A 25,632-nucleotide genomic window follows, 5' to 3' on the forward strand; every position below is an offset into this window, starting at 1 on the left:
CCCGCAGGGGGCCGGGCCGCGCTTCGACGGCAGGGTCAGCCGGCTTCCTTGACCTGGGCCGCCGTCGGAGCGGTGCCGCCCAGGTGGGCCGGCAGCCACCAGGAGTCGGTGGCGTCCTTGGGCTTGTCCGGGTAGGCGCGCTGCGCCGCGTCCAGCAGCTCCTGCACGCGCTCGCGCACGCGGCGGGTGATCGCCCCGGCGTACTGGTCCGTCGGCGCCTCGATCGGCTCGCCCACCCGCATCGTCACCGGGATGTGGCTGCGCTTCAGGTTCTTCGGGCGGCCCTTGGTCCACAGCCGCTGGGTGCCCCACAGGGCCACCGGAATCAGCGGGACACCGGCCTCCTGGGCCATGCGCGCCGCACCCGACTTGAAGCTCTTGAGGGTGAAGGACTGTGAGATCGTCGCTTCCGGGAAGACCCCGATGATCTCGCCGGCCCGCAGCGAGTCCAGGGCGTGCTGGTATGCCGTCTCACCCTGCTTGCGGTCCACCGGGATGTGCTTCATCGCACGCATCAGCGGACCGGACACCTTGTGCCGGAACACCGACTCCTTCGCCATGAAGCGCACCAGGCGCTTCTGCGGCCGCGCGGTCAGGCCGGCGAAAATGAAGTCGAGGTAGCCGATGTGGTTCGACACCAGGACCGCCCCGCCCTTGCGCGGGATGTTCTCGGTGCCCTTCATGTCGATGCGGATGTCCAGCGCGCGGAACAGTCCGTGCGCGGCGCCGATCACGGGAGGGTAGACGAGCTCAGCCATGGTGGGGAGACCCCGCTTTCTGCCTGGGGAGGTGCTCCCGGCCGGAAGTTACGGAAGCGTAGGTACGCGACCCATGGGGGATCGTGCCCCATAGGCGGGCTGCTGGCCAGCCCAGACGAGTGTGCCCGGAGAGATTCTCGTCACGCCGGGAATGCGGGCCCTTTGTTGGGCGCTCCGATCAGAGTACGAGCGTACGAGGATGGTGCGCGTAAGCGAGGACGGCGACGGGAGCGCGGGTGCTCGGGCACGAGGACGGGCGGGTACGGCTGGGTGCCGCTGAACTGGGCGCGGAGCCGGGGGAGCGGGCGAGCCTGGTGCAGTTCTCCAGCGCCTTCTGCCAGCCCTGCCGGGCGACCCGGCGGATACTCGCCGAGGTCGCGGCGATGGTCGCGGGGGTCGCGCACATCGAGATCGACGCCGAGGACCGGCTGGACCTGGTCCGGGCCCTGGGGATCGAGAAGACCCCGACCGTGCTCGTCCTGGACGCGGCGGGTCGGATCGTCCGGCGGGCTGCCGGGATGCCGCGCAAGGCGGATGTGATCGCGGCCCTGGGTGCCGCCGTATGAGGCCCGGTTCGAGGCCCGGTTCGAGGCCCGGTTCGAGGCGCGGTTCGAGGCGCGGTGGGAGCAGCGCGCCGGTACACGCGCCGTCGCGCGGGCCCGCACGCAGCGTGACGCGCCTGACATCTGACGGATCCCGCTTGACTGTGTACACGGGAGATCGCCACGCTGGCCGTATGCCGTATGAACTCCTGCTCTACGGGCGGGTCCACGTGGACCTCGTCCGCCACGCGAGCGCGCGCTGTCGGGACCACTGAACGTCCCCGGTCCCCGATCCCCTACAGCGCCCGCGTGCTCCGCGGCAGAAGGAAGTACCCCGATGACCGCTCCTGCGGCCCCGACGGCTTCGTCCCACCGATTCGGCACCGGGCACCCCGGCTCGCCCGACCTCCTGCGCTCCGTGTTCCGGCGGCACGCCGCCGGAGTCGCCGTGATCACCGCGGAGACCGGCGGGCGCCCGGCGGGCTTCACCGCCACCTCGCTCAACTCCGTCTCCGCGGATCCGCCGTTGCTGTCCTTCACCATCGGCACCGGATCCTCCAGCTGGCCCGCGGTGCGCGACAGCGACCACCTCGGCGTCCACATACTCGGCGAGCACCAACGGGAGCTGGCGGGCCTTTTCGCCCGGAGCGGGGCGGACCGTTTCGGCCCCGCCACCGACTGGAGCACCGGTCCGCACGGGGTCCCGGTGCTGGACGGCGTGCTCGCGTGGCTGGTCTGCCGGGTGGTGGCGCGGGTGCCCGCCGGCGAACATCGTGTGATCATCGCGGAGGCGGTCGCGGGGGATCCGGCCGGGGAGGGTCGCCCCCTGCTGTACCACCAAGGTCGCTTCAACGCGCTGCGCGACTGAATCGTCCCTGCTGGGGCGGGTCCGGCGGCGTTGGACAGATCACAGTTCACCGAGCTTGCGACTTGGCGGGACCCACGGTGTACTGACGAGTAACATTCCCTTCGGGGCGCGGGCCGCCCCGACCGGGATCCGCCCGACAAGGCGCCTATGCTGCCTGCACAAGGCGGTACCAGAAAAGACGATGCGGTAGGAGAGCCGGCGTGAGCCTGAGGATCGTTGTCTGTGTGAAGTACGTGCCCGACGCCACCGGCGACCGGCAGTTCACCGAGGACTTGACCGTCAACCGTGACGACGTCGACGGCCTGCTGTCGGAGCTCGACGAGTACGCCGTCGAGCAGGCGCTGCAGATCGCCGAAGAGGCCGACGACGCGGAGATCACCGTCCTGACGGTGGGCCCCGAGGACGCCAAGGACGCACTGCGCAAGGCGCTGTCGATGGGCGCCGACAAGGCCATCCACGTCGAGGACGACGACCTGCACGGCAGCGACGTCATGGGCACCTCGCTGGTGCTCGCCAAGGCGATCGAGAAGGCCGGCTACGACCTGGTCATCACCGGCATGGCCTCGACCGACGGCACCATGGGCGTCCTCCCGGCGATCCTGGCCGAGCGTCTGGGCGTCCCGCAGGTCACCCTGCTCTCCGAGGTCAAGGTCGAGGACGGCACCGTGACCGGCCGCCGCGACGGCGACACCGCGAGCGAGCAGCTGGAGGCCTCCCTCCCCGCGCTCGTCTCGGTGACGGACCAGTCGGGCGAGGCCCGCTACCCGTCCTTCAAGGGCATCATGGCCGCCAAGAAGAAGCCGGTGGAGTCCTGGGACCTGGAGGAGCTGGACATCGAGGCCGACGAGGTCGGTCTGGAAGGCTCCTGGACCAAGGTCGACGCCGCGGCGCAGCGCCCGGCCCGCACCGCCGGCACGATCGTCAAGGACGAGGGCGAGGGCGGCAAGCAGCTGGCCGAGTTCCTGGCCGGCCAGAAGTTCATCTAAGAACTTCGGTCATCCCTCTTAGCCCCCAGACACTTCGCAATAGCAGGAGAGCAGTCCCATGGCTGAAGTTCTCGTCTACGTCGACCACGTGGACGGCGCCGTCCGCAAGCCCACCCTCGAGCTGCTGACGCTGGCCCGCCGCATCGGCGAGCCCGTCGCCGTCGCCCTGGGCGCCGGTGCCGAGGCCACCGCGGCCGTGCTCGCCGAGCACGGTGCCGTCAAGGTCCTCACCGCCGACGCCCCCGAGTTCACCGAGTACCTCGTCGTACCGAAGGTGGACGCGCTCCAGGCCGCGTACGAGGCCGTTTCCCCGGCCGCCGTGCTCGTCCCCTCCTCCGCCGAGGGCAAGGAGATCGCCGCGCGCCTGGCCGTCCGCATCGGCTCCGGCATCATCACCGACGCCACCGACCTGGAGGCGGGTGACGAGGGTCCGGTCGCGACCCAGGCCGCCTTCGCCGCGTCGTTCACCACCAAGTCCCGCGTGTCCAAGGGCACCCCGGTCATCACCGTGAAGCCGAACTCGGCTCCGGTCGAGGCCGCCCCGGCCGCCGGCACCGTCGAGGCGCTCGCCGTCACCTTCGGCGCCCTGGCCACCGGCACCAAGGTCACCGGCCGCACCCCGCGCGAGTCGACCGGCCGCCCCGAGCTGACCGAGGCCGCGATCGTGGTCTCCGGCGGCCGCGGCGTCAACGGCGCCGAGAACTTCCACATCATCGAGGCGCTCGCCGACTCCCTCGGTGCGGCCGTCGGTGCCTCGCGCGCCGCCGTCGACGCCGGCTGGTACCCGCACTCCAACCAGGTCGGCCAGACCGGCAAGTCGGTCTCCCCGCAGCTGTACATCGCCTCGGGCATCTCCGGCGCGATCCAGCACCGGGCCGGCATGCAGACCTCGAAGACCATCGTGGCCATCAACAAGGACGCCGAGGCCCCGATCTTCGACCTGGTCGACTACGGCGTGGTCGGCGACCTCTTCGCGGTCGTCCCGCAGCTGACCGAGGAGATCAAGGCGCGCAAGGGCTAACCTTTCAGGTCTGACCTGCGGGTACGTGGTCTCCGGGGCCGTGTGGTGATTCTCACCGCACGGCCCCGAGTCGTTTGTCCAGGACGGCCGGGGGACCATTGACGGAGCGGAACCCCGTGACTAAATTCTGCTATGCGGATCTAAGCTTCCGTGAAGCGGAAAAGAGGAGAGTGCACGATGGGTCAGCAGGAGAAGGTGGCGACGAGCCTCGCAGGCGCGGTCAGCGAGGGCATCAGCGCTTCCCTCGCGCCGGTGGACGCGGAGCTCGCGCGGCACTACCCGGGCGACCCCGGCACCCGTCAGCCCATCCACACCGTCTACGTGCCCGGTGACGTGTTCGCCGCGGACACCATCCGCTCCTGGGGCGACCAGGCCCTCGCGGCGCTCGACGAGCACGCCCCGGACGCCGCCACCTTCGCCAAGGTGCTGGGCATCTCCGACGAGCTGGCCGTACCGGTCTACGACCGCGTCCGCGCCAAGCTCGCCTCCGAGCCGATCGAGGACCTCCGCGTCGACTTCGAGGACGGGTTCGGCGTCCGCTCCGACGAGGAGGAGGACCAGGCCGCGGCCCGCGCCGCCCGCCTCGTCTCCGAAGCCTTCTCCAACGGCACGAACGCCCCGTACATGGGCATCCGCATGAAGTGCATGGAGTCCAACGTCCGTGACCGCGGCATCCGCACCACCGACATCTTCCTCTCCGGTCTGCTGGCGAACGGCGGACTCCCCGAGGGTCTCGTCCTGACCCTCCCGAAGGTCACGTACGCCGAGCAGGTCAGCGCCTTCGTCAAGCTGCTGGAGGCCTTCGAGACGGCCCGCGGCCTGCGCCCGGGCCGGATCGGCTTCGAGATCCAGATCGAGACCAGCCAGTCCATCCTGGCCTCCGACGGCACCGCCACCGTGGCCCGGATGATCGAGGCCGCCAAGGGCCGCGCCACCGGCCTGCACTACGGCACCTTCGACTACAGCGCCTGCGTCGGCGTCTCCGCCGCCTACCAGTCGAGCGACCACCCGGCCGCCGACCACGCGAAGGCCATCATGCAGGTCGCGGCCGCCGGCACCGGCGTACGCGTCTCCGACGGCTCCACGAACGTGCTGCCGATCGGCACCACCGAGCACGTCCACGAGGCCTGGAAGCTCCACTACGGCCTGACCCGCCGCGCCCTGGCCCGCGCCTACTACCAGGGCTGGGACATGCACCCGGCGCACCTGCCGACCCGCTACGCGGCCGTCTTCACCTTCTACCGCGAGGGCCTCGACGCCGCCGCCGCGCGCCTGAAGGCGTACGTCGCCAAGATCGAGGGCGACGTGATGGACGAGCCCGCCACCGCCAAGGCGCTGGCCGGCTACCTGGTCCGCGGCCTGGACTGCGGCGCCGTGGGCGCCGAGGAGGTCGCCGCCCTGACCGGCCTGAGCCGCGCGGAACTGGACGCCTTCGCGATCCCGCGCCGCTCGGCGACCCTGACGGCGACCGCCTGAGCCGTGTAGTTCCGTACGAGGCCCGGCCGGGTACACCCCGGCCGGGCCTCGCGGTGTTCAGGCCCGTCCGACGATCCAGCGACGCAGCCTCCCGTCGGGGGAGAAGGCCAGTGCCCAGGGAAGGGCGTCCAGTTCACCGAGGGCCTGCCGGGTCACCGGATCCCGGAGCAGCACGGATCCCCCTCCCGTCGTCGTGGCGAGAATCCGGCCGTTGGGACTGAACGCCACCCGGAAGAGCGGGTGGCCCATGTCGAGGGGAGGCAGTTCGACTGGTTCGGCGTTGTCCAGCGCCGCGACCAGCGCACGCGAGGCCAGTGAATCCATGGAGGCGGAGCGCCCGGGGACGGCCGTCGGCGAGCCCCGCTCCGGGGTCGGGGGGCGGGACGCCTGCATGACCTCGTCCGGCGGCGGCCCGGCCGAAGGCGCGCCGCGCGGCCGGGCCGGGGCCGTCGGCTGGAGGGCGGCCAGTGACCGCCAGCGGGCCCCCACCCATCGAGCGCTGGCGCGCTGTGCGGTGGTACGGGCACCTCCTGCCCGTACTCGTCGTAGGCGTGCAGGATCCGAACCAACGCCATCAGCGTGTCGAAGCCCAGCAGTCGCTTTCCCCGGAAGGCATCGCTCTGCGTGGCCACCGGAAGCCGGATGCCGTTGCCCGTCTTCGCGGCACGGGCCGCGAGGTCGCGGTAGGAGCGGTTGCCGCGCTCCAACCGCAGACGGCGCAACTCGGCGGCGAGGGAGGCGAGTTCCTCCTCGAACGTGCCGTGCGGATCCATCAGCGTCCCCCCGGGCCGGCTCGCCGCCCAGGTTGGGCGCCGTGGACGGAACGGTCCGGGAATTCTCCGAACGGACCAGAACGGCGGCGGGTCGTACGGCGGTGTTCCACCGAACGCCCGGGCCGTTCCGGATGGTTCACCGGTGATTGGCTTCGCCCTCATCGTCCTGGCCGGGCTGGCCGCCGCCGGCGGGGCCGTGCCCGGGCTGCGCGGGCTGATCCGGTAACGGTCAGGGTGCGGGCGGGAGTTCGCCCGAGCCGCGGGCGATGAGGCGGGTCGGGAGTTCGATGCGGGACGGCGGGAGGTCGGCTCCGGCCAGGCGCTGGAAGAGGCGGTCGGTGGCCACCCGGCCCAGCGCCGCCGGGTCTTGGGCGACCACCGTCACGCCGGGGCGGAGCAGATCGGCCAGCTCGAAGTCGTCGAAGCCGACCAGGGCCACCGGGCGGTCCGACTCCCGCTCCCGGTCCGCGAGGACCCGTACCAGCGTGACCGTCACGCGGTTGTTGCCGGCGAACACGGCCGACACCGCCTCCGGGCCCGCCAGCATCGACCGGGCCGCCGCCGCGACCCGCTCGGGGGCCGTGGAGCCGAGCGACACCCAGGATTCGGCCATCGGCAGACCGGCGTCCGCCATCGCCGCCCGGTAGCCGCGCAGCCGCTCCGCCGACGTGTGGATGCGGGGGTGGTCGCCGATGAAGCCGATCCTGCGGTGACCGCCCGCGATCAGGTGGGCCACCCCGTCCCGGGCTCCGCCGAAGCTGTCCGACAGCACCACGTCCGCGTCGATCCGGCCGGCCGGGCGGTCCACGAACACGGTGGCCACCCCGGCCCGCATCTCCGGTTCCAGATAGCGGTGGTCGTCGCCCGCCGGGATCACGATCAGCCCGTCCACCCGGCGCGCGCAGAGCGCGAGCGCCAACTCCCGCTCCCGGTCCGGGTCCTCGGCGCTGGAGCCGTTGATGAGCAGCGCCCCGTGGGCGCGGGCCACCTCCTCCACGGCCCTGTTCAGCGGACCGTAGAAGGGGTCGGCGAGGTCCTCCAGGACCAGGCCCACGGTGGCGGTACGGCCCTTGCGCAGCACGCGTGCGCTGTCGTTGCGGCGAAAGCCCAGGGCGTCGATGGCCTCCTGGACGCGCCGCTCGGTGTCGGGGGTGACTCCGGCCTCCCCGTTGACCACGCGCGACACCGTTTTCAGGCCCACGCCCGCCCGGGCCGCCACGTCCTTCATGGTCGGCCGGTTTCCGTAACGGGGGTCGGACGGGCGGCGGCTGTGGGGCACGGTGGGGAAACCTCCGGAGATATCGGGCGGGGCTCTGACCTTGAGGATAAGCACTCGGCCGATAGTGAGGTTTCCGTGGCAGGGTGGGACGGGCAAGCCACTGGGGGCTCCGGACGAGCCATGGGGAGAGGGGTAGACGTGATTGTCTGGATCAACGGCACATTCAGCGCCGGGAAGACCAGCACGGCCCGCGAACTGACCGGAATCCTGCCGGACAGCACCCTGTTCGACCCGGAGTTGATCGGCGACGCGCTGCGGGCGCTGCTGCCGCGCAAGCGGCTGGCGGAGGTTGCCGACTACCAGGACCTGCCGAGCTGGCGGCGCCTGGTGGTGGACACGGCGGCGGCGATGCTCGGCGAGGTGGGCGGAGTGCTCGTCGTGCCGATGACGCTCCTCAGGCAGGAGTACCGGGACGAGATCTTCGGCGGTCTGGCGGCCCGGCGGATACCGGTGCGCCATGTGCTGCTGGCCCCTGCGGAAACGATCCTTCGCCAGCGGATCGCGACCCGGGAGGAGCCGGGACCGGCGGCGGAGGTGGACCTCCACGTCCGCCAGTGGGCATACGACCACATCCCCGCCTACCAGCAGGCGCTCGGCTGGCTCACCGCGGACGCGCACGTCATCGACAACGGCGTCCTGAGCGTGCGGGAGACCGCGGAACGGATCGCCGAAGCAGTGCGCACCGAGGAGGCCCCGGTCTGCGACATCGTCCAGACCCCGGAGCCCACGCGGGAGACCGTGGCGTCCGGGGTGCTGCTCTTCGACGAGCAGGACCGGGTGCTGCTGGTGGATCCGACGTACAAGGCGGGCTGGGAGTTCCCCGGCGGGGTCGTCGAAGCCGGCGAGGCACCGGCGTGCGCGGGCGTACGGGAGGTCGCCGAGGAACTGGGCCTCGTACTGGAGCGGGCCCCCGGGCTGCTGGTGGTCGACTGGGAGCCCCCGCAGCCGCCCGGCTACGGGGGCCTGCGCCTGCTCTTCGACGGAGGCCGCCTCCCGGACGGCGCGGCGGCCCGGCTCCGGCTGCCCGGCCCGGAACTGCGGGCCTGGCGCTTCGTCACGGAGGCCGAGGCCGGCGCACTGCTCCCGCAGCACCGCCACGAGCGCCTGCGCTGGGCCCTGCGCGCCCGGGAACGCGGCCGTCCGCTGTACCTGGAGGCCGGCATACCCGTCGGCTGACCGGACCTCAGGACGCGGTGTCGGCCGCGGCTTTCGCGAGCGCGGCCGCCGTGTCCGTCGTCACGGGGTCGCCGTGGCCGAAGCAGGCGACGGCGGGAGACAGCGCGGCCAGGCGCCGGAAGGAATCCACCGCCCTGGCCCGGTCCACGTTGAAGACGCCCAGCATCAGCGGGCCGACGGCGGCGACGCAGTCCCCGGTGAACAGCACGCCGTGGCGCTGGAGGTGGACGCCGATGCTGCCGTCGGTGTGGCCCGGGGCGTGCACCGCGTACGCCCCGTCCCCGAAGCCCAGCGCGTCCCCGTCCTCCACCTCCTGGTCCACCGGGGTGGGCGGGGCCCCGGGCACCACCTTCAGGGCGTGCTCGTACAGCGGGACCTCCCAGTCCAGCAGCACCGGTTCGGGCAAGGGCCGCTCGCCCCGGATCACGGGGGCGTCCAGCCGGTGGGCCAGGACCCGCGCGCCCCAGCGGGCGGCGAGCTCACCGGCCGCGCCGATGTGGTCGCCGTGGCAGTGGGTCAGCACGATCCGCTCCAGCCGCTCCGGCAGCAGCCCGAGGGACCGGATCGCCCCCTCGATCTCGGCGGCGGACTCGATGTTGCCCGCGTCGATCAGGGTCAGGGCTTCGCCGTCCTGCCAGAGATAGGCCTGGCCGATGGGGAATCGGAGCATGTGGAGCCGGTTCGGGAGCACTTCGACAAGATCCATACCGGGAACGTACGGACCCGCGCCCGCCCCGTGCACGCGAATTCACCAGGAGCTGAGTCAGCTCAGCGCGCACTGCGCCCTGAGCTGACTCCGGTACCTCACGAGCGTCAGCCGCGCTTGGACTCCGCGTAGTTGACGAGGAAGAGGGCCTCCGCCACCGACAGGCGCTCCAGCTCCTGCGGCGACACGCTCTCGTTCACGGCGTGGATCTGCGCCTCCGGCTCGCTCAGCCCGATCAGCAGCATCTCCGCGTCCGGGTACAGCTGCGTCAGCGTGTTGCACAGCGGGATCGAACCGCCCATGCCGGCGACCTGCATCTCCTGACCCGGGTACGCCACCTGCATGGCCGCCGCCATCGACGCGTACGCGGGGCTGCTCGTGTCCGCCTGGAACGGCTGCCCCTGGCCCACGACCTCGAGCTCCAGCTTCGCCTGCCACGGGGTGTGCGCCGTGAGGTGGGCCTCCAGCAGCTTGATGGCCGCGGTGGTGTCCACGCCCGGCGGCACCCGCAGGCTGATCAGGGCGCCGGCGCTCGCGTGCACCGACGGCGTCGCGCCGACCACCGAGGGGCAGTCGATGCCCAGCACGGTCACGGCCGGTCGGGCCCACAGCCGGTCCGCGATCGTGCCCGTGTCCTCGCCGATCAGCCCGACCCCGTCCAGCACCCGCGCGTCGGCGCGGAAGTCCGCTTCCGGGTACTGCAGGCCCTCCCACACCGCGTCCGACGCCAGTCCGTCCACGGTCGTCGAACCGTCCGCCGCGCGCAGCGAGTCCAGCAGCCGGATCAGCGCCGCCAGCGCGTCGGGGGCGACGCCGCCGAACATGCCCGAGTGCAGGTTGCCGCCCAGGGTGTCGATCTTGACCTTGATCAGGGTCATCCCGCGCAGGGTGGCCGTCACCGTCGGCAGACCGAGGCGGAAGTTGCCCGCGTCGCCGATGATGACGGTGTCCGCGGCCAGCAGCTCGGGGTGCGCCTCGGCGTACTGCTGGAGGCCGCCGGTGCCCTGCTCCTCCGAACCCTCCACGATCACCTTCACGCTCACCGGCACGCCGCCGTTGGCCTTCAGGGCGCGCAGCGCCAGCAGGTGCATGATGAACCCGCCCTTGCAGTCGGCGGAGCCGCGCCCGTACCAGCGGCCGTCGCGCTCGGTCAGCTCGAACGCGGGGGAGATCCAGGCGGCGTCGTCCAGCGGCGGCTGCACGTCGTAGTGCGCGTAGAGCAGAACGGTCGGCGCGCCCTCGGGGCCGGGCAGGAAGCCGTACACGGACTGGGTGCCGTCCGGGGTGTCGAGCAGCGCCACGTCCTGGAAACCCTCGACGCGCAGCGCGTCCGCCACCCAGTTCGCGGCGGCCTCGCTCTCGCTCTTGGGGAACTGCGCCCAGTCCGCCACCGACTGGAAGGCCACCAGCTCGGTGAGCTCCCGCTTCGCGCGGGGCATCAGCGAGGCGATGGTCTCGGCGATCGGATTCTGGGACATGGGCACGCTCCTTTTGGGTGCGACGTTGTGCTCTGTGTACGCCGCCCGCATCCGCGTGGTGTGCGTATGCCGGGTACGGCGGAAGACAGTCCCGATCCTCGCACAGCAGGGCGAGGCGGCGTCTCGCCGTAGGATTTCCCCGGCATCGGAGCAACCGGGTGATCAGGAGCAGCAGCACATCGTGAGCAGCGACAGCGACGACGTACGCGACGCAAGCGCAGGAAACGCCGTGCGGGGGACGGAAGGCGAGGTGGCCGGGGAAAGCGGGGAGACCGGCGAAGTGTGGGACGTGGTCGTGGTCGGGGCGGGGCCGGCCGGCTCCTCGGCGGCGTACGCGGCGGCGACGGCGGGGCGGCGCGTACTGCTGCTGGAGAAGGCCGAGCTGCCCCGGTACAAGACGTGTGGCGGCGGCATCATCGGGCCCTCGCGCGACGCCCTGCCGCCGGGCTTCGCGCTGCCCTTCAAGGACCGCATCCACGCGGTCACCTTCTCGCTCGACGGGAAGCTGACCCGGACCCGGCGCTCGAAGCAGATGCTGTTCGGGCTCATCAACCGGCCGGAGTTCGACGCCGGGCTGGTCGTCGAGGCCGAGAAGGCCGGCGCGACGGTCCGTACGGGCACCGCCGTGGTCCGCGTCGAACAGCACGGGGCGGCCGTGCCCGACCGGCGCACCGTAGCCGTCGTGCTCGCCGACGGGGAGACCGTCCTGGCCCGCGCGGTGGTCGGGGCGGACGGCAGCGCGAGCCGGATCGGCGCGCACGTCGGGGTCGAGATGGAGCAGGTCGACCTGGGGCTGGAGGCGGAGATCCCCATCCCGGCCACCGTCGCGGAGGACTGGAAGGGGCGGGTGCTGATCGACTGGGGCCCGCTGCCCGGCAGTTACGGCTGGGTCTTCCCCAAGGGAGACACCCTCACCGTCGGGGTCATCTCGGCCAAGGGCGAGGGCGCCGCGACCAAGCGCTACCTGGAGGACTTCATCGCCAGGCTCGGGCTCGCGGGCTTCGAACCGGCCGTCTCCTCCGGCCACCTGACCCGCTGCCGTACGCCCGATTCGCCGCTGTCGCGCGGCCGGGTGCTGGTCGCGGGCGACGCCGCCGGGCTGCTGGAGCCGTGGACCAGGGAGGGCATCTCCTTCGCGCTGCGCTCGGGGCGGCTGGCGGGGGAGTGGGCGGTGAAGATCTCCGAGGCGCAGGACGCGGTGGACGCGCGCCGCCAGGCACTCAACTACGCCTTCGCCGTGAAGGCGGGGCTGGGCGTGGAGATGGGCGTCGGGAGGCGGATGCTGTCCGTCTTCGAGAGCCGGCCGGGGCTCTTGCACGCGGCGATCACCGGTTTCCGGCCTGCGTGGCGGGCCTTCGCCCGTATCACGCGGGGCTCGACGACCCTGGCCGACCTGGTGCGTACGTACCCGTTGGCGCGCAGGGCGCTGCACGCGCTGGACGCCCGGCAGGCGGCCCGGAGCGGCGGCCGCGGGGAGGCGTAGGCCCGCGGCGGGCGTGGTCGCGGTCGCGGGAGGGAGTGGGGGAAGGAACGGGGCGGGAGTGGGCGCCGGTGGGCCGGGGCGGTCCGGAGCTGCCGCCTGCCCGCCCGCCCGGCTGAAGCGCCGCGCCCCCGCCGCCGCGTGGCCCCGCGCGCCCGCATCGCGGAGGCGGGCGGTCAGTTCGACACCGTGATGCGGAAGACGGGGTGGTCGCCCGCGGCTGCCTGGAGTTCCGCGTCGGAGGACTGCGCGGTGACCCCCTGGAAGAAGCGGTTGACCTCCCAGCCCCACTTCTCCAGGTAGGTGCGCAGGATGGCGGCCTTCTGGACCGGTTCGGTGATCTCGGTGGCGGTGAAGGTGCGCACCTTGCGCCCCACGCGCAGTTCGCCGCCGCCCGCGACGCGCATGTTGCGGACCCACTGGGAGTGGCCGCGGGCCGAGACCAGGTACTGCGCGCCCTCGTACGTGTGCGGGTTGACCGGGATCCGCTGCATCTCGCCGGACTTGCGGCCGCGGACCGACAGCTCGGCGCTGCCGGCGAGGCTGATGCCGAGCCGGGCCAGCTTGCCGAAGATCGAGTTGAAGCGGGTGGCGAGCGGGCCGGCCTGGACGTAGTACGGGCTGGACGCGTTCATGGTGGCCTCCGGGGCGTAATCCACTTTGAGAGAGCAGTGCTCTCGCTTGAGATCAGTGTGCACGGATCGGCGCACCAAAGCAAGAGCAGTGCTCTCTAGATGGAGCAGAGCTCCGATTCTTGGGCAGTGCTCCACTCGCATGGCACACTGACGCGCATGAACACCGTGCGAGGGGCCAGGGAACGGGCCCGCATCGAGGTCACCGCCGCCATCAAGGACGAGGCGCGCCGCAGGCTCGCGGCCGACGGTGCCGCCAAACTCTCCCTGCGCGCCGTCGCCCGCGACCTGGGCATGGTCTCCTCCGCCCTCTACCGCTACTTCCCCAGCCGCGACGAGCTGCTCACCGCCCTCATCGTCGACGCCTACGACAGCGTCGGCGCCGCGGCCGAGGAGGCCGACGCCCGCGCCCTCGCCGCGGGAAACCCGCCCCGCGCCCGCTGGATCGCGCTCTGCGAGGCCGTCCGCGCCTGGGCCCTGGAGCACCCCCACGAGTACGCCCTCATCTACGGTTCCCCCGTACCCGGCTACAGCGCTCCCCTCGACACCATCGGTCCCGCCTCCCGCGTCGGGAACGCCATGATCGGCATCGTGCGCGCCGCCTACGAGGGCCACGGCCTGTCCCTGCCGCCGCTCCCGGCCGCCCTGCGCCCCGAAGCCGTCCGGATGACGGCCGACTTCGCCGAGGGCCTGCCCCCGGAGGTCACGGCCGCACTGGTCGCCGCCTGGGCCCAGCTGGTCGGCCTGGTCTCCTTCGAGCTGTTCGGCCAGTTCAACCGCGTGGTCGAGGACCGGGCCACCTTCTTCGCCCATGCGGCCGGCCAGCTGGCCCACGGGGTGGGACTGCCCGCCGTATGAGGTGAACGGAGGTGAACGGAGGCGAATCCAGGAGGCTCGCGACACCGATTCACGCGATGAGGCGATGGTTCGCTCTTCTGTTTGTCCCACGAATGCGGGCGGTTCAGCATTGAAGCGATCGCTGCCCGTCTAGTGTTCCTCGGGTCGAACACCCCCTGCCGCCGCCGGAGGAACGTTCATGCGCCGCGCCGTGAAGGCCCTGTACGCCGTCCTGGTCACCGCGTTACTCGCCGCGCCGTCGCCCGCCGTCACGGCGCCGGCGACGGCGCGCAGCGCGGATCCGGCGCGTGCGGACCCGGGACCCTCGGATCCCATAGCCACGCTTCCACCCGCCCCGGCCCCCACGGTGCCCCCCGTACCCCGGCCGCCCGGCGTGCGGGGCCTGGAGATCGGCGTCCCCGCGTACGTCTGGGCGAACGACGCCATGCTGGCCGGCCTCACCGCCACCGGCCCGGCCGCCTCCGTGGTGGTCCTCAACCCCGGCAACGGCGACGCCCCGTTCGACGCCGCATGGCGGGCCCGCGCCGACGCCCTGCGCGGCGGCACCACCGCCACCGGCGAGAAGACCAAGGTGCTCGGCTACGTCCACACCGACCACGGCAACCGCGACGCCGCCGCCGTCAAGGCCTCCGTCGACAACTACCTCAAGGCCCCGGACGGCCGCCTCCACGTCGACGGCATCTTCTTCGACGTCGTCAGCCGCGACTGCGGCCCCGGCAACAGCACCCGCGACCAGTACGCGGAGCTGCGCCGCTACGTCGAGGACACCCTGCACTCCGTCGACCCGGCCGCCTCCGGCCTCGTCGTCAACAACCCGGGCACGGCCATCGCCGACTGCTACCTGGAACCGGGCCGCCGCACCGCGGACGTCTTCGTCACCTACGAGGACAGCTACGCCGCCTACACCGGCGGCGGCTGGCTCGGCGGCAACGTCTTCGACCCCCTGAACGGCTACCGCGCCGGCACCGAACTCGACCCCAGCGGAACGGCGTTCTGGCACCTGGTCCACGACGTCCCGGACACCGAAGCGATGCACACGACCCTGCGCACGGCCTTCGACCGCGGCGCGGGCTACGCCTACGCGACCAGCGCTGTCATGCCCAACCCCTGGAACACCGGCCCGACATGGGAGTTCCGGAGCCAGACGGACTACGCCGCCACCCTCGGCTAGGGCGTGTCTTTCGGATCTTGCCGGGCCCGCTCAGATTCCGGCCGTCTCGCTCCACAGCCGCGCCAGCGCCAGGTCGCCGGTCACCTCCGGCCCCGCCAGCGGCAGCCGGTTCCACAGGGCCGCGTACAGCCAGGCCGCCTCGCCCGACAGCTCGCAGTCGACCGGGTCGTCCGTGGCCCCCTGCACCGTACGGGCCGGCTCCGGCGACAGGTGCACGGTCCACACCGCACCTGTGTCGACGGCTCTGACCCGCAGCACCCGGGGCTCCGGGGTCCGCACCCGGCTGCGCGGCCGCGCGTGGAAGCCGGTCAGCAGCTCGTCCACCCCGTCCTCCGCGAACTCCGGAGCCACCGGCGAGAACGCGACACCGAGCGCCGCCTCCGCGTCCATCCGGTGCACGGCCGTCTCATGGGCCTGCCGCCGCGCCCAGAACGCCAGCGGCGAGGGCGGGGCCGTCGGGAGGAAGGTCCAGCACTGCACATCGGCCTGGGCCTCGCCCAGGGTCCGGACCAGGGCCGCGTGCCCCTCGCGGAACCAGGCCAGCAGCTCCGTGCCGGTCAGCTCCGGCGCGTCCGGGAACGGCACCGGCTCCAGTCTCCCCTCCCCGACGAAACCGGCCGCCCAGCGGTGCACCGAGCCGGTGTGCCGCAGCAGATCGGCGACGCGCCACTGCGGACAGGTGGGCACGGGGGCGTCCGTACCGGCCCGCTCCGCCAGCTCGGCGAGCAGCTCGCCTTCCCGCTCGAGGGTCTTCACGAATTCGGTGATCTCCATGCGGGAAGTCTGTCAGCCGGCCCGCGACAATCAAGGCATGGACGGGGAACTCTTCCCGCGCGAGCGGACCGTGATCGCGCCCGGCGCCGTGCACGTGCCCGACTGGCTCGGAGCCGCGAGGCAGCGGGAGTTGCTGGCCGCCTGCCGGGAGTGGGCGCGCCCGCCCGCCGGCCTGCGTACGGTACGCACCCCCGGCGGCGGGACGATGACCGCCCGGCAGGTGTGCCTCGGACTGCACTGGTACCCGTACGCCTACGCCCGCACCGCCGTCGACGGCGACGGCACCCCGGTCAAGCCGATGCCCGGCCGGCTCGCCGAGCTGGGGCGCGAGGCGGTGGCCGCCGCGTACGGGGAGCCACCGGGGCGGGAGGTCGTGTACGACATCGCCCTGATCAACTTCTACGACGGCGACTCCCGCATGGGGATGCACCGCGACGCCGAGGAGCGGTCCGGGGCGCCCGTGGTCTCGCTCAGCCTCGGCGATTCCTGTGTCTTCCGCTTCGGTAACACCGAATCGCGCGGCCGGCCCTACCGGGACGTGGAACTGCGCAGCGGTGACCTGTTCGTCTTCGGGGATTCGAGCCGACTGGCCTATCACGGGGTGCCGAAGGTCCTGCCGGGCACGGGCCCGCAAGGGCTCGGGCTCACCGGCCGGCTGAACATCACGCTCCGGGTCGGCGGGCTCGGCTAGCGGGAGGCGTCCGGCACCCTCCGATCATGCGAGGATCGGGTGCATGAACGGCAACGGGGCCCCACCGCGGGTGGGGGATGTGACCACGGTGTCCACGGCTTCCACGAGGACCAAGCTGGAGCGGGGCCGTGGCGCTCTCGGCCCGGCGCTGGAGCTCGTCCACACCGGCCGCGCCCCGACCCGCGCCGTCCTGACGGCCGAGCTCGGGGTCACCCGCGCGACCGCCGGAGCGGTCGCAGCCGAGCTGGAGGCGCTCGGGCTGATCCGGGTCGACTCCCGCCCCGGAGGCGCGGGCGGTACCCAGGGCCGCCCCTCGCACCGGCTCTCCGTGGACGAGAACGGCCCCGTGGCGCTGGCCGCGCAGGTGCACCCGGACGGCTTCCGGGCCGCGCTGGTCGGCCTCGGCGGCCGGATCGTGGCCACCGCCCCCGGCAAGGTCACCGTCTCCGCCGACCCGGCGCAGGTGCTCGGCGCGGTGGTGGAGGCCGGAGCCGCGCTGCTCGCGGAGACCGGCCGCCGCTGCGTCGGCGCGGGACTCGCGGTCCCCTCGGCGGTCGCGGAGCCGGAGGGCACGGCGCTGAACCCGCTGCACCTGGCCTGGCCGGCCGGTGCTCCCGTACGGGCCATCTTCGCGCAGTGCGTGAAAGCCGCCGGGATCGACGGCCCCGCCCTGACCGGGAACGACGTCAACCTCGCCGCCCTGGCCGAGCACCGGCACGGCGCCGGGCGCAGCGCCCAGCACCTGCTGTGCGTGGCCACCGGACACCGCGGGGTCGGCGGAGCGCTGGTGCTGGACGGCCGTCTGCACAGCGGTAGTTCTGGCCTGGCCCTGGAGGTCGGCCACCTCACCGTGAACCCCGAGGGGCGCGCCTGCCACTGCGGCGGCCGCGGCTGCCTGGACGTGGAGGCGGACCCGCTGGCCTTCCTCACCGCGGCGGGGCGCACCCCGGGCCCCGAGGTGTCGCTGCTCCAGCAGGCCCGTGACCTGCTGCGCGACGAGCCCGCGGAGCCGGCCGTACGGGCGGCCACGGAGGAGCTGATCGACCGGCTCGGGCTCGGCCTCGCGGGGCTGGTGAACATCCTGAACCCGGACCGGATCATCCTGGGCGGGCTGCACCGGGAGCTGCTCCACGCAGACCCGGAGCGGCTGCGCGCGGTGGTCGCGGACCGCAGCCTGTGGGGGCGCAGCGGGAGCGTGCCGATCCTGCCGTGCACCCTGGACCACAACAGCCTGGTCGGCGCGGCGGAGCTGGCGTGGCAGCCGGTGCTCGACGACCCGCTGGGCGCCCTGGGCGCCGCGGCGTAGCCCCGGACGGCCCGGGCTGTCGGCCCAGGCTGTCGGACCAGCCCTGTCGGACCAGCCCTGCCGGCCCGGCGCCGTCGGCCCGGCGCCGTCGGCGCGGCCCGGGCGGCTGCGGCGGCCGTGCGCTACCCGGGCCTGGCGCCGACCGACGCCGCCACCGACAGGCCTGCCGAGATGGCGGCCGGGTCCACGGCGACGAGTGCGGTCCGGGCGGGTTCTCGTACGGGCTTGGTCGCGATCCGAACCGGACGTGCCGGAGCCACGGGCGTGGGGGCCGCCGTGAGGGAGAACCACACCACCTTGCCCTGACCGTCCGACTGGTGCCGGGCGCCCCAGGCCTCGCTGACCGCCTCCACGAGCGCGAGCCCGCGCCCGCAGGTCTCCAGCGCGTCCGACGCCGCCTGCCGGAGCACCGGAAGCCGCGGATCACTGTCGATGACGGAGACCGTGAGCCGGCCGAGGCGGAATTCGATCTCGACGGTGCAGGTCTTGTCCGGCTGCGCATGGAGGTGGACGTTGCTGAGCAGTTCCGTCACGCCGAGCGCCGCCCGGTCTATGAGCGGATCGAGCTGCCAGTGGCGCAATTGCGCGGAAACGATCCGGCGGATCTGCCCTATGCGCGACGGCAGGGCCTGCAGTTCGACGACGCAGTGTCTGCGGGAATGACTGATCACGGCTGCGACTCCCCGACATGAGTGTTACGGGTGCTGCACCCTCGGTAATGCTCCACCAGGGTCACTCACGGTGCCCCACAGCGCAACCGAACGCGATCGAAAGCGATCCGCATGGAAACCCAAAGTGACTGTTTGTGCAGGTGAGCGAGGTACATTGCGAAAGCAGGGGGCGAATACACGCACGAAGGAGCACGGCGCATGAGCACCACCGGCACCAGCGGAACGACGGGCCCCAGCGGCACCAGCGACACGACCGGCACCCGCGGCGTGACCGGCACCCGCGGAACGACGGCCACGACCATCGACGTCGACCGCAGCGACGCGGGCTACCGCGCCTGGCTGAAAGAAGCCGTCCGCAAGGTCCAGGCCGACGCCAACCGTTCGGCGGACACCCACCTGCTGCGCTTCCCGCTCCCCGAGGCGTGGGGCATCGACCTCTACCTCAAGGACGAGTCCACGCACCCGACGGGCTCCCTCAAGCACCGCCTCGCGCGATCGCTGTTCCTGTACGCGCTGTGCAATGGCTGGATCCGCCCCGGCCGCCCGGTGATCGAGGCCTCGTCCGGCTCCACCGCCGTCTCCGAGGCCTACTTCGCCAAGCTGATCGGAGTCCCGTTCATCGCCGTCATGCCGCGCACGACGAGCCCGGAGAAGTGCCGCCTCATCGAATTCCACGGCGGCGAATGCCACTTCGTGGACGACTCGATGAAGATGTACGAGGAGTCGGCGGAGCTCGCCGCCCGCACCGGCGGCCACTACATGGACCAGTTCACGTACGCGGAACGGGCCACCGACTGGCGGGGCAACAACAACATCGCGGAATCGATGTACCAGCAGCTGAAGCTGGAACGTTTCCCCGAGCCCGCCTGGATCGTGGCGACCGCCGGCACCGGCGGCACCTCCGCGACGATCGCCCGCTACGTGCACTACATGCAGCACGACACCCGCATCTGCGTCCCGGACCCGGAGAACTCCTGCTTCTTCGACGGCTGGACCAACAACGACCCCCACGCGAGCAGCGATTGCGGCTCGCGCATCGAGGGCATCGGGCGGCCGCGGATGGAGCCGAGCTTCGTGCCGGGCGCCATAGACCGGATGATGAAGGTCCCGGACGCGGCGAGCGTCGCCGCCTGCCGCGCGCTGGAGACGGCCATAGGGCGCAAGGCGGGTGGTTCGACGGGAACCGGCCTGTGGAGCGCCCTGAAGATCATCTCGGAGATGGTGGCCGAAGGCCGTCAGGGCAGCGTCGTCACCCTGCTCTGCGACCCGGGCGACCGCTACCTGGACAAGTACTACTCCGACGCGTGGCTGGCGGCGCAGGGCCTGGACATCGCTCCGTACACGAAGACCATCGACACGCTGCTGACGACGGGGGCCTGGCGCGAGCCCACGGCCTGACGCGAGCGCTCGGGCGGCTGACGCGAGCGCTCGGTCGGGCGCGTTCCCGTCGGCCGGACTACTGATCCGCCCCGCGCCGCCGGACGGTGAGCCGTGCGTCCAGGGCGCGGACCGCCGTGCGGAAGGAGTGGCCCAGGCCCGGGCGGGCGGCGGTCAGGCCCAGTCGGAAGGGGGCCGGGCCGTCCGCCGCGAAGGTCCAGCGGACGTGCGTGCCCGAGCCCGCGGGCGTCAGCCGCCATTCCTCCAACAGGGCTCGGACACCCGGGGCGTTGGTCTCGTCCACCCGGTACGCGTACCGCTTCTCGGGATCCGCCGCCATGATCGTCTCCTGGAAGCGCACCCCGCCCACCAGCCTGACCTCGCGGCCCGCGCCCCCGTGCGTGGGACGGGCCAGGGTGACCGCCCTGAACCACCGCGGCCAGCCCTCGACTTCCTCGGCCAGCGCCTGGTAGACGGCCTCGGGCGGCGAGGCCACCTCGGCGGCGAACGTCAGCCGTACGGGGGCGTCCTCGATGAAGTCCAGCCCCACCGGACGGAGTCGGCGAGCCATGGCGTTACCCCCCTGCGAGGTGTGGAATCGGGTGCGGGCCACCCTAACTGTCTGACCGTCAGATGTCCGCTCCGTGGCCGAAACGCGCGGCATGGGGACTGGGCATACGGTCCGCGGCACGCCATGCTGGAGCCCGCGCCCATCCCGCCCCGCGAGCGGAGGCCGCTGTGCCGCCCAGCCCGACAGACCCGCCCTTCGCCCTCGAACTCCTGGTCCACGGAGTCGCCGGCGCCGCCCCCGCCGAGCTGCTCGGCGACCCGCGCACCGTGCGCGTCACCGGCGACTCCACGGCGGCCGTCTTCCGCCGCACCGAGGACGCCGACGCCGAAGCCCACCCCGAGCGGTACACCGGGCGGCCCGTCCCCGAGGCCTACTGCTGGTCCCGGCTCACCTCCGGCAACGGCGCCCGGGCGCTGTGGCTGCTGCTCCTGCCCTTCATGGTGGCCAACCTCGCCCACTGGGCCCGGCCGGCCATGCCCGCCGCGGACCCCGCAGCGCGCGAGGTACGCACGTACGGGGTGCTCGTACGGATCCTCGCGCTCAGCCTGACCGTGCTGCTGATCGCGGCCGCCTGCGAGGTCGCGCTCGACCTGTTCGCCTGGCAGTGCGCGGGCTCGGGCACCTGCACCGGCTCCCGCTCCCGGCTCGGTTTCCTCGCGCCCGGCGGCGGCTGGTGGGCCCAGCCCGGGCGCCGCCTCGCCCTCGCCGCCGTGGTGCCGGCCGCGCTGACCGGGCTGCTCTGGTTCCTGTCGAACCGGACCTGGAGCGCCTACGAGTCCCAGCCACCGCCGGCCGGAGCCGCCGACCCGGACACCGCGTCGGACTCCACGCCCGCGCTCGGCCGCCCCGGATTCTGGTACGGGCGACGGCTCGTGGCCCGGCTGCGCGCCGCCCACACCGCCGCCGGGCTGCTCACCGTGGCGGCGGCCGTCGCCGCACCCACCGCCCGCCACGACCGCCGCGCCGAAGCCCCCGTACTCGAAGCCGTCGGCTGGGTTCTGGAGGCGCTGCTCGTCGCCGGGGGGCTCACCGTGGCCTGGGTGGTCTGCCGGCGCGGCCGTACCGAGGCCCGGGCCGACCACCGGCTCGACCGGGCCGCCACCACCCTGCTGCCCGGGGCCGCCCTCACGCTCCTCGCCGCCGTCCTCCTTTACGCCTGCTGGTCACGCCCCGGCTGGACCTCCGCCGGGCGGCTCCCCGGGGACTTCGCCTTCGGTGTGCTCATGCTGGGCCAGGGCGTCTGCGTGCTCGCCCTCGCCGCGGTCGCCGCCCGCCTGCACCACCGGGCCCCCGATCCGGCCGCCGCCCTGAACGGCCTGGGCGGGCCCGCCATCGCCATGCTGGGCTGCGCGCTCGGCGGAGTGATGTCCGGCGGGGTCGCGCAGCGCGTCGCCGACTGGCTGGACGGGGCGCCACCCCCGGGATGGCCGGGACGCCGCTGCCCGGGCCGCCCGTGCTGCTGTCCTGGCAGGCCGCCGTGCTGCCCCCGCTGCTCCTCGTCCTGGCCCTGCTCGCCGCCTGGTTCGCGGTGCGCGGAGCCCGGGCCAGGCACAGGCTCGCCCGGACGATCGCCGCCGAGTACCCGGGAGAGGCCCCGACCGGTCCCGGAGCCGCCGGATCGCGGGGGCCCGGGCCGCCGCCGCGCTCACCGACTCCGCGCCGTGGTTCGTGGCGGCCGTCTCCGGGATCACCCTGCTGCTCGGCGCGGGCGCACTCGCCGGAGCCTGGATCGGCGGGCAGGTCCCGGGCGAAGCCGCCCGCGGGAGCGGCCCGTTCCTGGAGACCGCCGCCCGGGCCGCCCAGGACAGCGGCTCCTGGCTCATCGGCTTCGGCTTCGTCCTCTTCGTCACCTGGGGCCGGCGCGCCTACCGGGATCCCGCCGCCCGCCGCACCATCGGCATCCTGTGGGACGTCGGCACCTTCTGGCCGCGCGCCGCCCACCCCTTCGCACCGCCCTGCTACGCCGAGCGCGCCGTCCCCGACCTGACCTGGCGGATGACCGGCTGGACCGGCCGAACCGGCGGACGCCTGGTGATCTCCGGCCACTCCCAGGGCAGCGTGCTCGCGGCGGCGGCCGTCTGGCAGCTGCCGCCGCCCGTCCGCCGCCGGGTCGCCCTGCTCACCTACGGGTCCCCGCTCGGCCGCCTCTACGGCCGCTGGTTCCCCGCCTACTTCGGGCCGGGTCCGCTCACCGCGCTCCACCACGAGATCGACTGCTGGCGCAACCTGTGGCGGGCCACCGACCCCATCGGCGGCCCGGTGCTCCCCGCCGCCCCGCAGGACGTGGACCGCGGCCCGCTCGCCGACCCGGTCGCCTACGGCCGCAGCTCCCGCCACCCGCTGCCCGCGCCGATCCTGGGCCACTCCGACTACCAGGCCGATCCCGTCTTCGCGGCCGAACGCGACGCCCTGCTCGCGCGCCTGGACCCGGCGGCGCGTGCCTCCGGTACTCCTCCGGAGGCAGCCGGTGGACTACCGGGTCAGCGGCTCAGCAAGGCGCCGACTGGGCAGCCAGGGCGGGAAGATCCGCCGGGAACAGCAGGGTGAGCTCGTCCGTGCTCGGCTCCGACAGCTGAGCCACCCGCCCCGCGTGCCGCTCGACCATCGACTCGAAGGTCTGGCGCGCGGTGCGCCCGTTGCCGAAGGCCGGTCCCTTGGGCAGCTCCGTGAAGTACGTCAGCAGCGCCTCGGACGTGCCGTCCCCGAGCCGGTACTCGTGCTCCTCCGCCTGCTGCTCCACGATCCGCAGCAGTTCCCCGGGCCCGTAGTCGCCGAAGGTGATGGTCCGGGAGAACCGAGAGGCCACCCCCGGGTTCACGGTCAGGAAACGGTCCATCTCCGCCGTGTACCCGGCGACGATCACCACCACCGCCTCCCGGTGGTCCTCCATCAGCTTCACCAGCGTGTCGATCGCCTCGCGCCCGAAGTCCCGGCCCGAGTCCTCCGGCGCCAGCGCGTACGCCTCGTCGATGAACAGCACCCCGCCGCGCGCCCGGTCGAAGGCCTCCTGCGTACGGATCGCGGTGGATCCGATGTGCTCGCCGACCAGGTCCACCCGGGACACCTCCACCAGGTGCCCGCGCTCGAGCACCCCGAGGGAGGCGAGGATCTCCCCGTACAGCCGGGCGACCGTGGTCTTGCCCGTGCCGGGGGAGCCGGTGAAGACGAGGTGCCGGCGCACCGAAGCCGCCTTGAGGCCCGCCTGCTGCCGCCGCCGGCCCACCTCGATCATGTCGGTGAGCGCGCGCACCTCGCGCTTGACGCTGTCCAGCCCGACCAGCGCGTCGAGCTGGCCCAGCACCTCGCCGGAGCCCCGGGCCGCAGCCGGGCCGCCGTCCCGCACGTCCTGAACCTCCGCCGACCGCGCCACGGGAACCTCCGCCGCCTGCTGTGCGGGACTCTGCGCCGCGCCGACTGTACGGATCCCCGCCCGCGCCCCGGCGAACGCGCCGCCCGAGGCCGTCTGTGCCACCGGCCGGGTGCCGGACGCGTCGCCCGTGCAGTCCTCGGCGACCGGCCCGTCCTCCGGGAACTCGTACCCCCCGCGCGCACAGCGCTCGGTGTGGCAGCGGGCGAGGGTGGTGCGGCAGCCGTCGAGGATGTGGAACCCGAAGCCGGCACTGCCCGTCACCCGGCAGGCCGTGAAGGTGCCGCGGCCGCCCGCCGACACGTAGAAGCCGGCTTCGGCGGGGGAAGTGACCGTGCACCGCTCCAGGGTGGGGTCGGCGCCCTTGGTGACGATCACACCGGTCTGCACGGCGTCGATGGTGCAGTTGGCGAGGGTGCCGCCGCTGCCGTGGTCGCGGAACCAGGCCCCGGTGGCCGCCTCCCGGATCCGGCAGTCGTCGAGCTGCGCGGTGGCCCCGTCGCTCACCGACACCGCGGTATTGCGCACCTGGGACAGATCGCTGTCCACCACGTCGACGCGCGAACCCCGGTCCAGCACGAACAGTGCGTCCGGCACGTCGTGGACCCGGCAGGAGTCGAGGGAGGCGGTGGCCCCGTCGCTGATCCACACCGCAGGATAGTCGCCCGTGCTGTCGTGGATCTCGCAGGACTCCGCGTCGACCCTGGTGCCCGGATCCCACACCGACAGTCCGTTGCGCCCGAAGCGGCGCACCGTGGTGCGGCTGAGCGTGAGCACCGAACGGGACCGCAGGTCGACCGCGTTCTCGGGGATGTCGTGGATGTCGCAGCCGGCCAGGGTGAGTACCGCGTCGGTGTCGAGCGTGACCCCGTCGGCGGAGGTGCGGTGCACCGAGCAGTCCGTGAGCCGGGCCGTGGCGCGGGCGGCGATCTGCACCCCGCTGCCCTTGATCTCGTACACCTCGCAGCCCAGCGCCTCCAGGCCCGAGCCCTCGCCGGTGACCCCGATGCCCGCGCCCGTGGCGTGGTGGATCCGGCAGCGCTCCAGGCGCGGGCGGCCGCCGCCGCGCACCGAGATCCCGGTCTGTCCGGCGGCCACGACCTCGCACTCCTCGAACACCCCGCCGCCGCCGTCCAGTACGGCGATCCCCACCCCGGTCGGATTCTCCACGGTGCACCGCCGCACGAGGGGCCGGGCCCCGCTGCCGCGCACCTCGATGCCGGCCGCCGACCGGGTGCTCACCCGCAGGTCGGTGAGCTCGGGGGCGCCGTCCTCCACCAGCAGCGCGGGAGCCGCCCGGTCCTGGCCCTCCAGGTGCAGGTCCTGGACCACGGCCGAGGCGCGCACGGTCAGCGCGACCCCGTCGGGCGGGGCGATCCGCACCGACCCCAGCCCGCCCTCGGGCCCGCGCAGGGTCACGGCATGGTCGAGTACCAGGTTTTCCCGGTAGGTGCCGGGGGAGATGGACAGCACGTCCCCGTCGCCCGCGACGGCCAGAGCCGCAGCCAGCGTCGGATATTCACCGGAGCGGCGCCGCCACCGCGAAGCCCCGCCGTGCGTCACCTGGACCGCGCCCTGAGCCATGGTGCTGTCGTGCCCCCACCCTCGTACTCGCCGGGCCGCCGATGCGGCCGGTCTGGTCTGGCCGGTCCACCGTAGCGCGCGCGGGGC

The 25,632-nt window shown here is 73.2% G+C and carries 22 protein-coding genes and 1 pseudogene; 13 read left to right on the forward strand and 10 right to left on the reverse strand.

Features of this window, described 5'->3' with window-relative positions; genetic code table 11:
* Positions 1–35: 35 nt before the first annotated feature.
* Positions 36–758 carry a 1-acyl-sn-glycerol-3-phosphate acyltransferase gene (locus OHA89_RS32845; protein WP_215145450.1) on the reverse strand — a complete coding sequence of 241 codons (723 nt, stop codon included), beginning with the start codon at positions 756–758 and terminating at the stop codon, positions 36–38.
* A gap of 236 nt (positions 759–994) precedes the next feature.
* Here OHA89_RS32845 and OHA89_RS32850 point away from each other — a divergent pair, with 236 nt between their 5' ends.
* The 5 genes from OHA89_RS32850 to OHA89_RS32870 all read left to right on the forward strand — a co-directional run bounded on the left by OHA89_RS32850 (position 995) and on the right by OHA89_RS32870 (position 5,651).
* Complete coding sequence (locus OHA89_RS32850; protein WP_257557860.1) at positions 995–1,324, forward strand: thioredoxin family protein; 330 nt, start codon at positions 995–997, stop codon at positions 1,322–1,324.
* A gap of 313 nt (positions 1,325–1,637) precedes the next feature.
* The gene (locus tag OHA89_RS32855) at positions 1,638–2,168 is read left to right on the forward strand and encodes a flavin reductase family protein (protein WP_215145454.1); all 531 of its coding nucleotides are present in this window, start codon (positions 1,638–1,640) and stop codon (positions 2,166–2,168) included.
* A 200-nt stretch (positions 2,169–2,368) separates the two neighbouring features.
* Entirely contained in the window at positions 2,369–3,154 is a 786-nt protein-coding gene (locus OHA89_RS32860; RefSeq protein ID WP_215145455.1) for an electron transfer flavoprotein subunit beta/FixA family protein, read from the forward strand.
* 58 nt (positions 3,155–3,212) lie between these two features.
* On the forward strand, positions 3,213–4,175 hold the full coding sequence (locus OHA89_RS32865; RefSeq protein ID WP_266611399.1) for an electron transfer flavoprotein subunit alpha/FixB family protein: 963 nt from the start codon (positions 3,213–3,215) through the stop codon (positions 4,173–4,175).
* Between the two features lie 177 nt (positions 4,176–4,352).
* Positions 4,353–5,651, forward strand: coding sequence for a DUF6986 family protein (locus tag OHA89_RS32870; RefSeq protein WP_215145458.1), 1,299 nt, complete (start codon positions 4,353–4,355; stop codon positions 5,649–5,651).
* 57 nt (positions 5,652–5,708) lie between these two features.
* Here OHA89_RS32870 and OHA89_RS32875 read toward each other — a convergent pair whose 3' ends face one another.
* Together OHA89_RS32875 and OHA89_RS32880 are read right to left on the reverse strand one after the other, a co-directional pair.
* The gene (locus tag OHA89_RS32875) at positions 5,709–6,140 is read right to left on the reverse strand and encodes a WD40 repeat domain-containing protein (RefSeq protein ID WP_406367758.1); all 432 of its coding nucleotides are present in this window, start codon (positions 6,138–6,140) and stop codon (positions 5,709–5,711) included.
* A gap of 513 nt (positions 6,141–6,653) precedes the next feature.
* Positions 6,654–7,652 (reverse strand): LacI family DNA-binding transcriptional regulator, encoded by a 999-nt coding sequence (locus OHA89_RS32880; RefSeq protein ID WP_257559545.1) that lies wholly within the window; start codon positions 7,650–7,652, stop codon positions 6,654–6,656.
* Between the two features lie 189 nt (positions 7,653–7,841).
* Here OHA89_RS32880 and OHA89_RS32885 point away from each other — a divergent pair, with 189 nt between their 5' ends.
* Positions 7,842–8,879 carry an NUDIX domain-containing protein gene (locus tag OHA89_RS32885; protein WP_406367759.1) on the forward strand — a complete coding sequence of 346 codons (1,038 nt, stop codon included), beginning with the start codon at positions 7,842–7,844 and terminating at the stop codon, positions 8,877–8,879.
* A 7-nt stretch (positions 8,880–8,886) separates the two neighbouring features.
* Here the strand turns inward: OHA89_RS32885 and OHA89_RS32890 are convergent, their stop codons facing one another.
* Both OHA89_RS32890 and OHA89_RS32895 read right to left on the reverse strand, forming a co-directional pair.
* Positions 8,887–9,585: an MBL fold metallo-hydrolase gene (locus OHA89_RS32890; RefSeq protein WP_406367760.1), complete on the reverse strand. Its 699-nt coding sequence runs from the start codon at positions 9,583–9,585 to the stop codon at positions 8,887–8,889.
* A 107-nt stretch (positions 9,586–9,692) separates the two neighbouring features.
* The gene (locus tag OHA89_RS32895; protein ID WP_406367761.1) at positions 9,693–11,063 is read right to left on the reverse strand and encodes a dipeptidase; all 1,371 of its coding nucleotides are present in this window, start codon (positions 11,061–11,063) and stop codon (positions 9,693–9,695) included.
* A gap of 280 nt (positions 11,064–11,343) precedes the next feature.
* Here OHA89_RS32895 and OHA89_RS32900 point away from each other — a divergent pair, with 280 nt between their 5' ends.
* On the forward strand, positions 11,344–12,546 hold the full coding sequence (locus OHA89_RS32900; protein WP_406368676.1) for a geranylgeranyl reductase family protein: 1,203 nt from the start codon (positions 11,344–11,346) through the stop codon (positions 12,544–12,546).
* A 173-nt stretch (positions 12,547–12,719) separates the two neighbouring features.
* On the opposite strand, the gene OHA89_RS32905 is transcribed toward OHA89_RS32900, so the two are convergent.
* A complete protein-coding gene (locus OHA89_RS32905) occupies positions 12,720–13,178 on the reverse strand; it encodes a nitroreductase/quinone reductase family protein (RefSeq protein ID WP_266611408.1) in 459 nt (152 codons plus the stop codon).
* 156 nt (positions 13,179–13,334) lie between these two features.
* Between OHA89_RS32905 and OHA89_RS32910 the strand changes: the two genes are divergently transcribed.
* Positions 13,335–14,033 (forward strand): TetR/AcrR family transcriptional regulator, encoded by a 699-nt coding sequence (locus tag OHA89_RS32910; RefSeq protein ID WP_406367762.1) that lies wholly within the window; start codon positions 13,335–13,337, stop codon positions 14,031–14,033.
* 178 nt (positions 14,034–14,211) lie between these two features.
* Positions 14,212–15,204, forward strand: a complete 993-nt coding sequence (locus OHA89_RS32915) for a spherulation-specific family 4 protein (RefSeq protein ID WP_266611410.1) — start codon at positions 14,212–14,214, stop codon at positions 15,202–15,204.
* Positions 15,205–15,234: 30 nt separating this feature from the next.
* Here OHA89_RS32915 and OHA89_RS32920 read toward each other — a convergent pair whose 3' ends face one another.
* Entirely contained in the window at positions 15,235–15,978 is a 744-nt protein-coding gene (locus tag OHA89_RS32920; RefSeq protein WP_266611411.1) for a maleylpyruvate isomerase family mycothiol-dependent enzyme, read from the reverse strand.
* Positions 15,979–16,015: 37 nt separating this feature from the next.
* Between OHA89_RS32920 and OHA89_RS32925 the strand changes: the two genes are divergently transcribed.
* Positions 16,016–16,669 carry an alpha-ketoglutarate-dependent dioxygenase AlkB gene (locus tag OHA89_RS32925; protein ID WP_257557881.1) on the forward strand — a complete coding sequence of 218 codons (654 nt, stop codon included), beginning with the start codon at positions 16,016–16,018 and terminating at the stop codon, positions 16,667–16,669.
* Between the two features lie 43 nt (positions 16,670–16,712).
* Positions 16,713–17,975, forward strand: a complete 1,263-nt coding sequence (locus OHA89_RS32930; protein ID WP_266611413.1) for an ROK family protein — start codon at positions 16,713–16,715, stop codon at positions 17,973–17,975.
* Between the two features lie 122 nt (positions 17,976–18,097).
* Here OHA89_RS32930 and OHA89_RS32935 read toward each other — a convergent pair whose 3' ends face one another.
* The gene (locus OHA89_RS32935; RefSeq protein WP_257557884.1) at positions 18,098–18,646 is read right to left on the reverse strand and encodes an ATP-binding protein; all 549 of its coding nucleotides are present in this window, start codon (positions 18,644–18,646) and stop codon (positions 18,098–18,100) included.
* 198 nt (positions 18,647–18,844) lie between these two features.
* Between OHA89_RS32935 and OHA89_RS32940 the strand changes: the two genes are divergently transcribed.
* On the forward strand, positions 18,845–20,044 hold the full coding sequence (locus OHA89_RS32940; RefSeq protein ID WP_257557886.1) for a PLP-dependent cysteine synthase family protein: 1,200 nt from the start codon (positions 18,845–18,847) through the stop codon (positions 20,042–20,044).
* Positions 20,045–20,102: 58 nt separating this feature from the next.
* On the opposite strand, the gene OHA89_RS32945 is transcribed toward OHA89_RS32940, so the two are convergent.
* The gene (locus OHA89_RS32945) at positions 20,103–20,594 is read right to left on the reverse strand and encodes an SRPBCC family protein (RefSeq protein ID WP_406367763.1); all 492 of its coding nucleotides are present in this window, start codon (positions 20,592–20,594) and stop codon (positions 20,103–20,105) included.
* A gap of 62 nt (positions 20,595–20,656) precedes the next feature.
* Between OHA89_RS32945 and OHA89_RS32950 the strand changes: the two are divergent.
* Positions 20,657–23,141 (forward strand): annotated as a pseudogene (locus OHA89_RS32950) (hypothetical protein).
* Here OHA89_RS32950 and OHA89_RS32955 read toward each other — a convergent pair.
* Positions 23,083–25,545 carry a right-handed parallel beta-helix repeat-containing protein gene (locus OHA89_RS32955; RefSeq protein WP_406367764.1) on the reverse strand — a complete coding sequence of 821 codons (2,463 nt, stop codon included), beginning with the start codon at positions 25,543–25,545 and terminating at the stop codon, positions 23,083–23,085. The pseudogene OHA89_RS32950 and the gene OHA89_RS32955 overlap by 59 nt on opposite strands.
* Between the last annotated feature and the right edge of the window lie 87 nt (positions 25,546–25,632).

Origin of the sequence: Streptomyces sp. NBC_01546 (genome assembly GCF_045208355.1) — a bacterium.
In the GTDB taxonomy this organism is placed as follows: Bacteria; Actinomycetota; Actinomycetes; order Streptomycetales; family Streptomycetaceae; genus Streptomyces.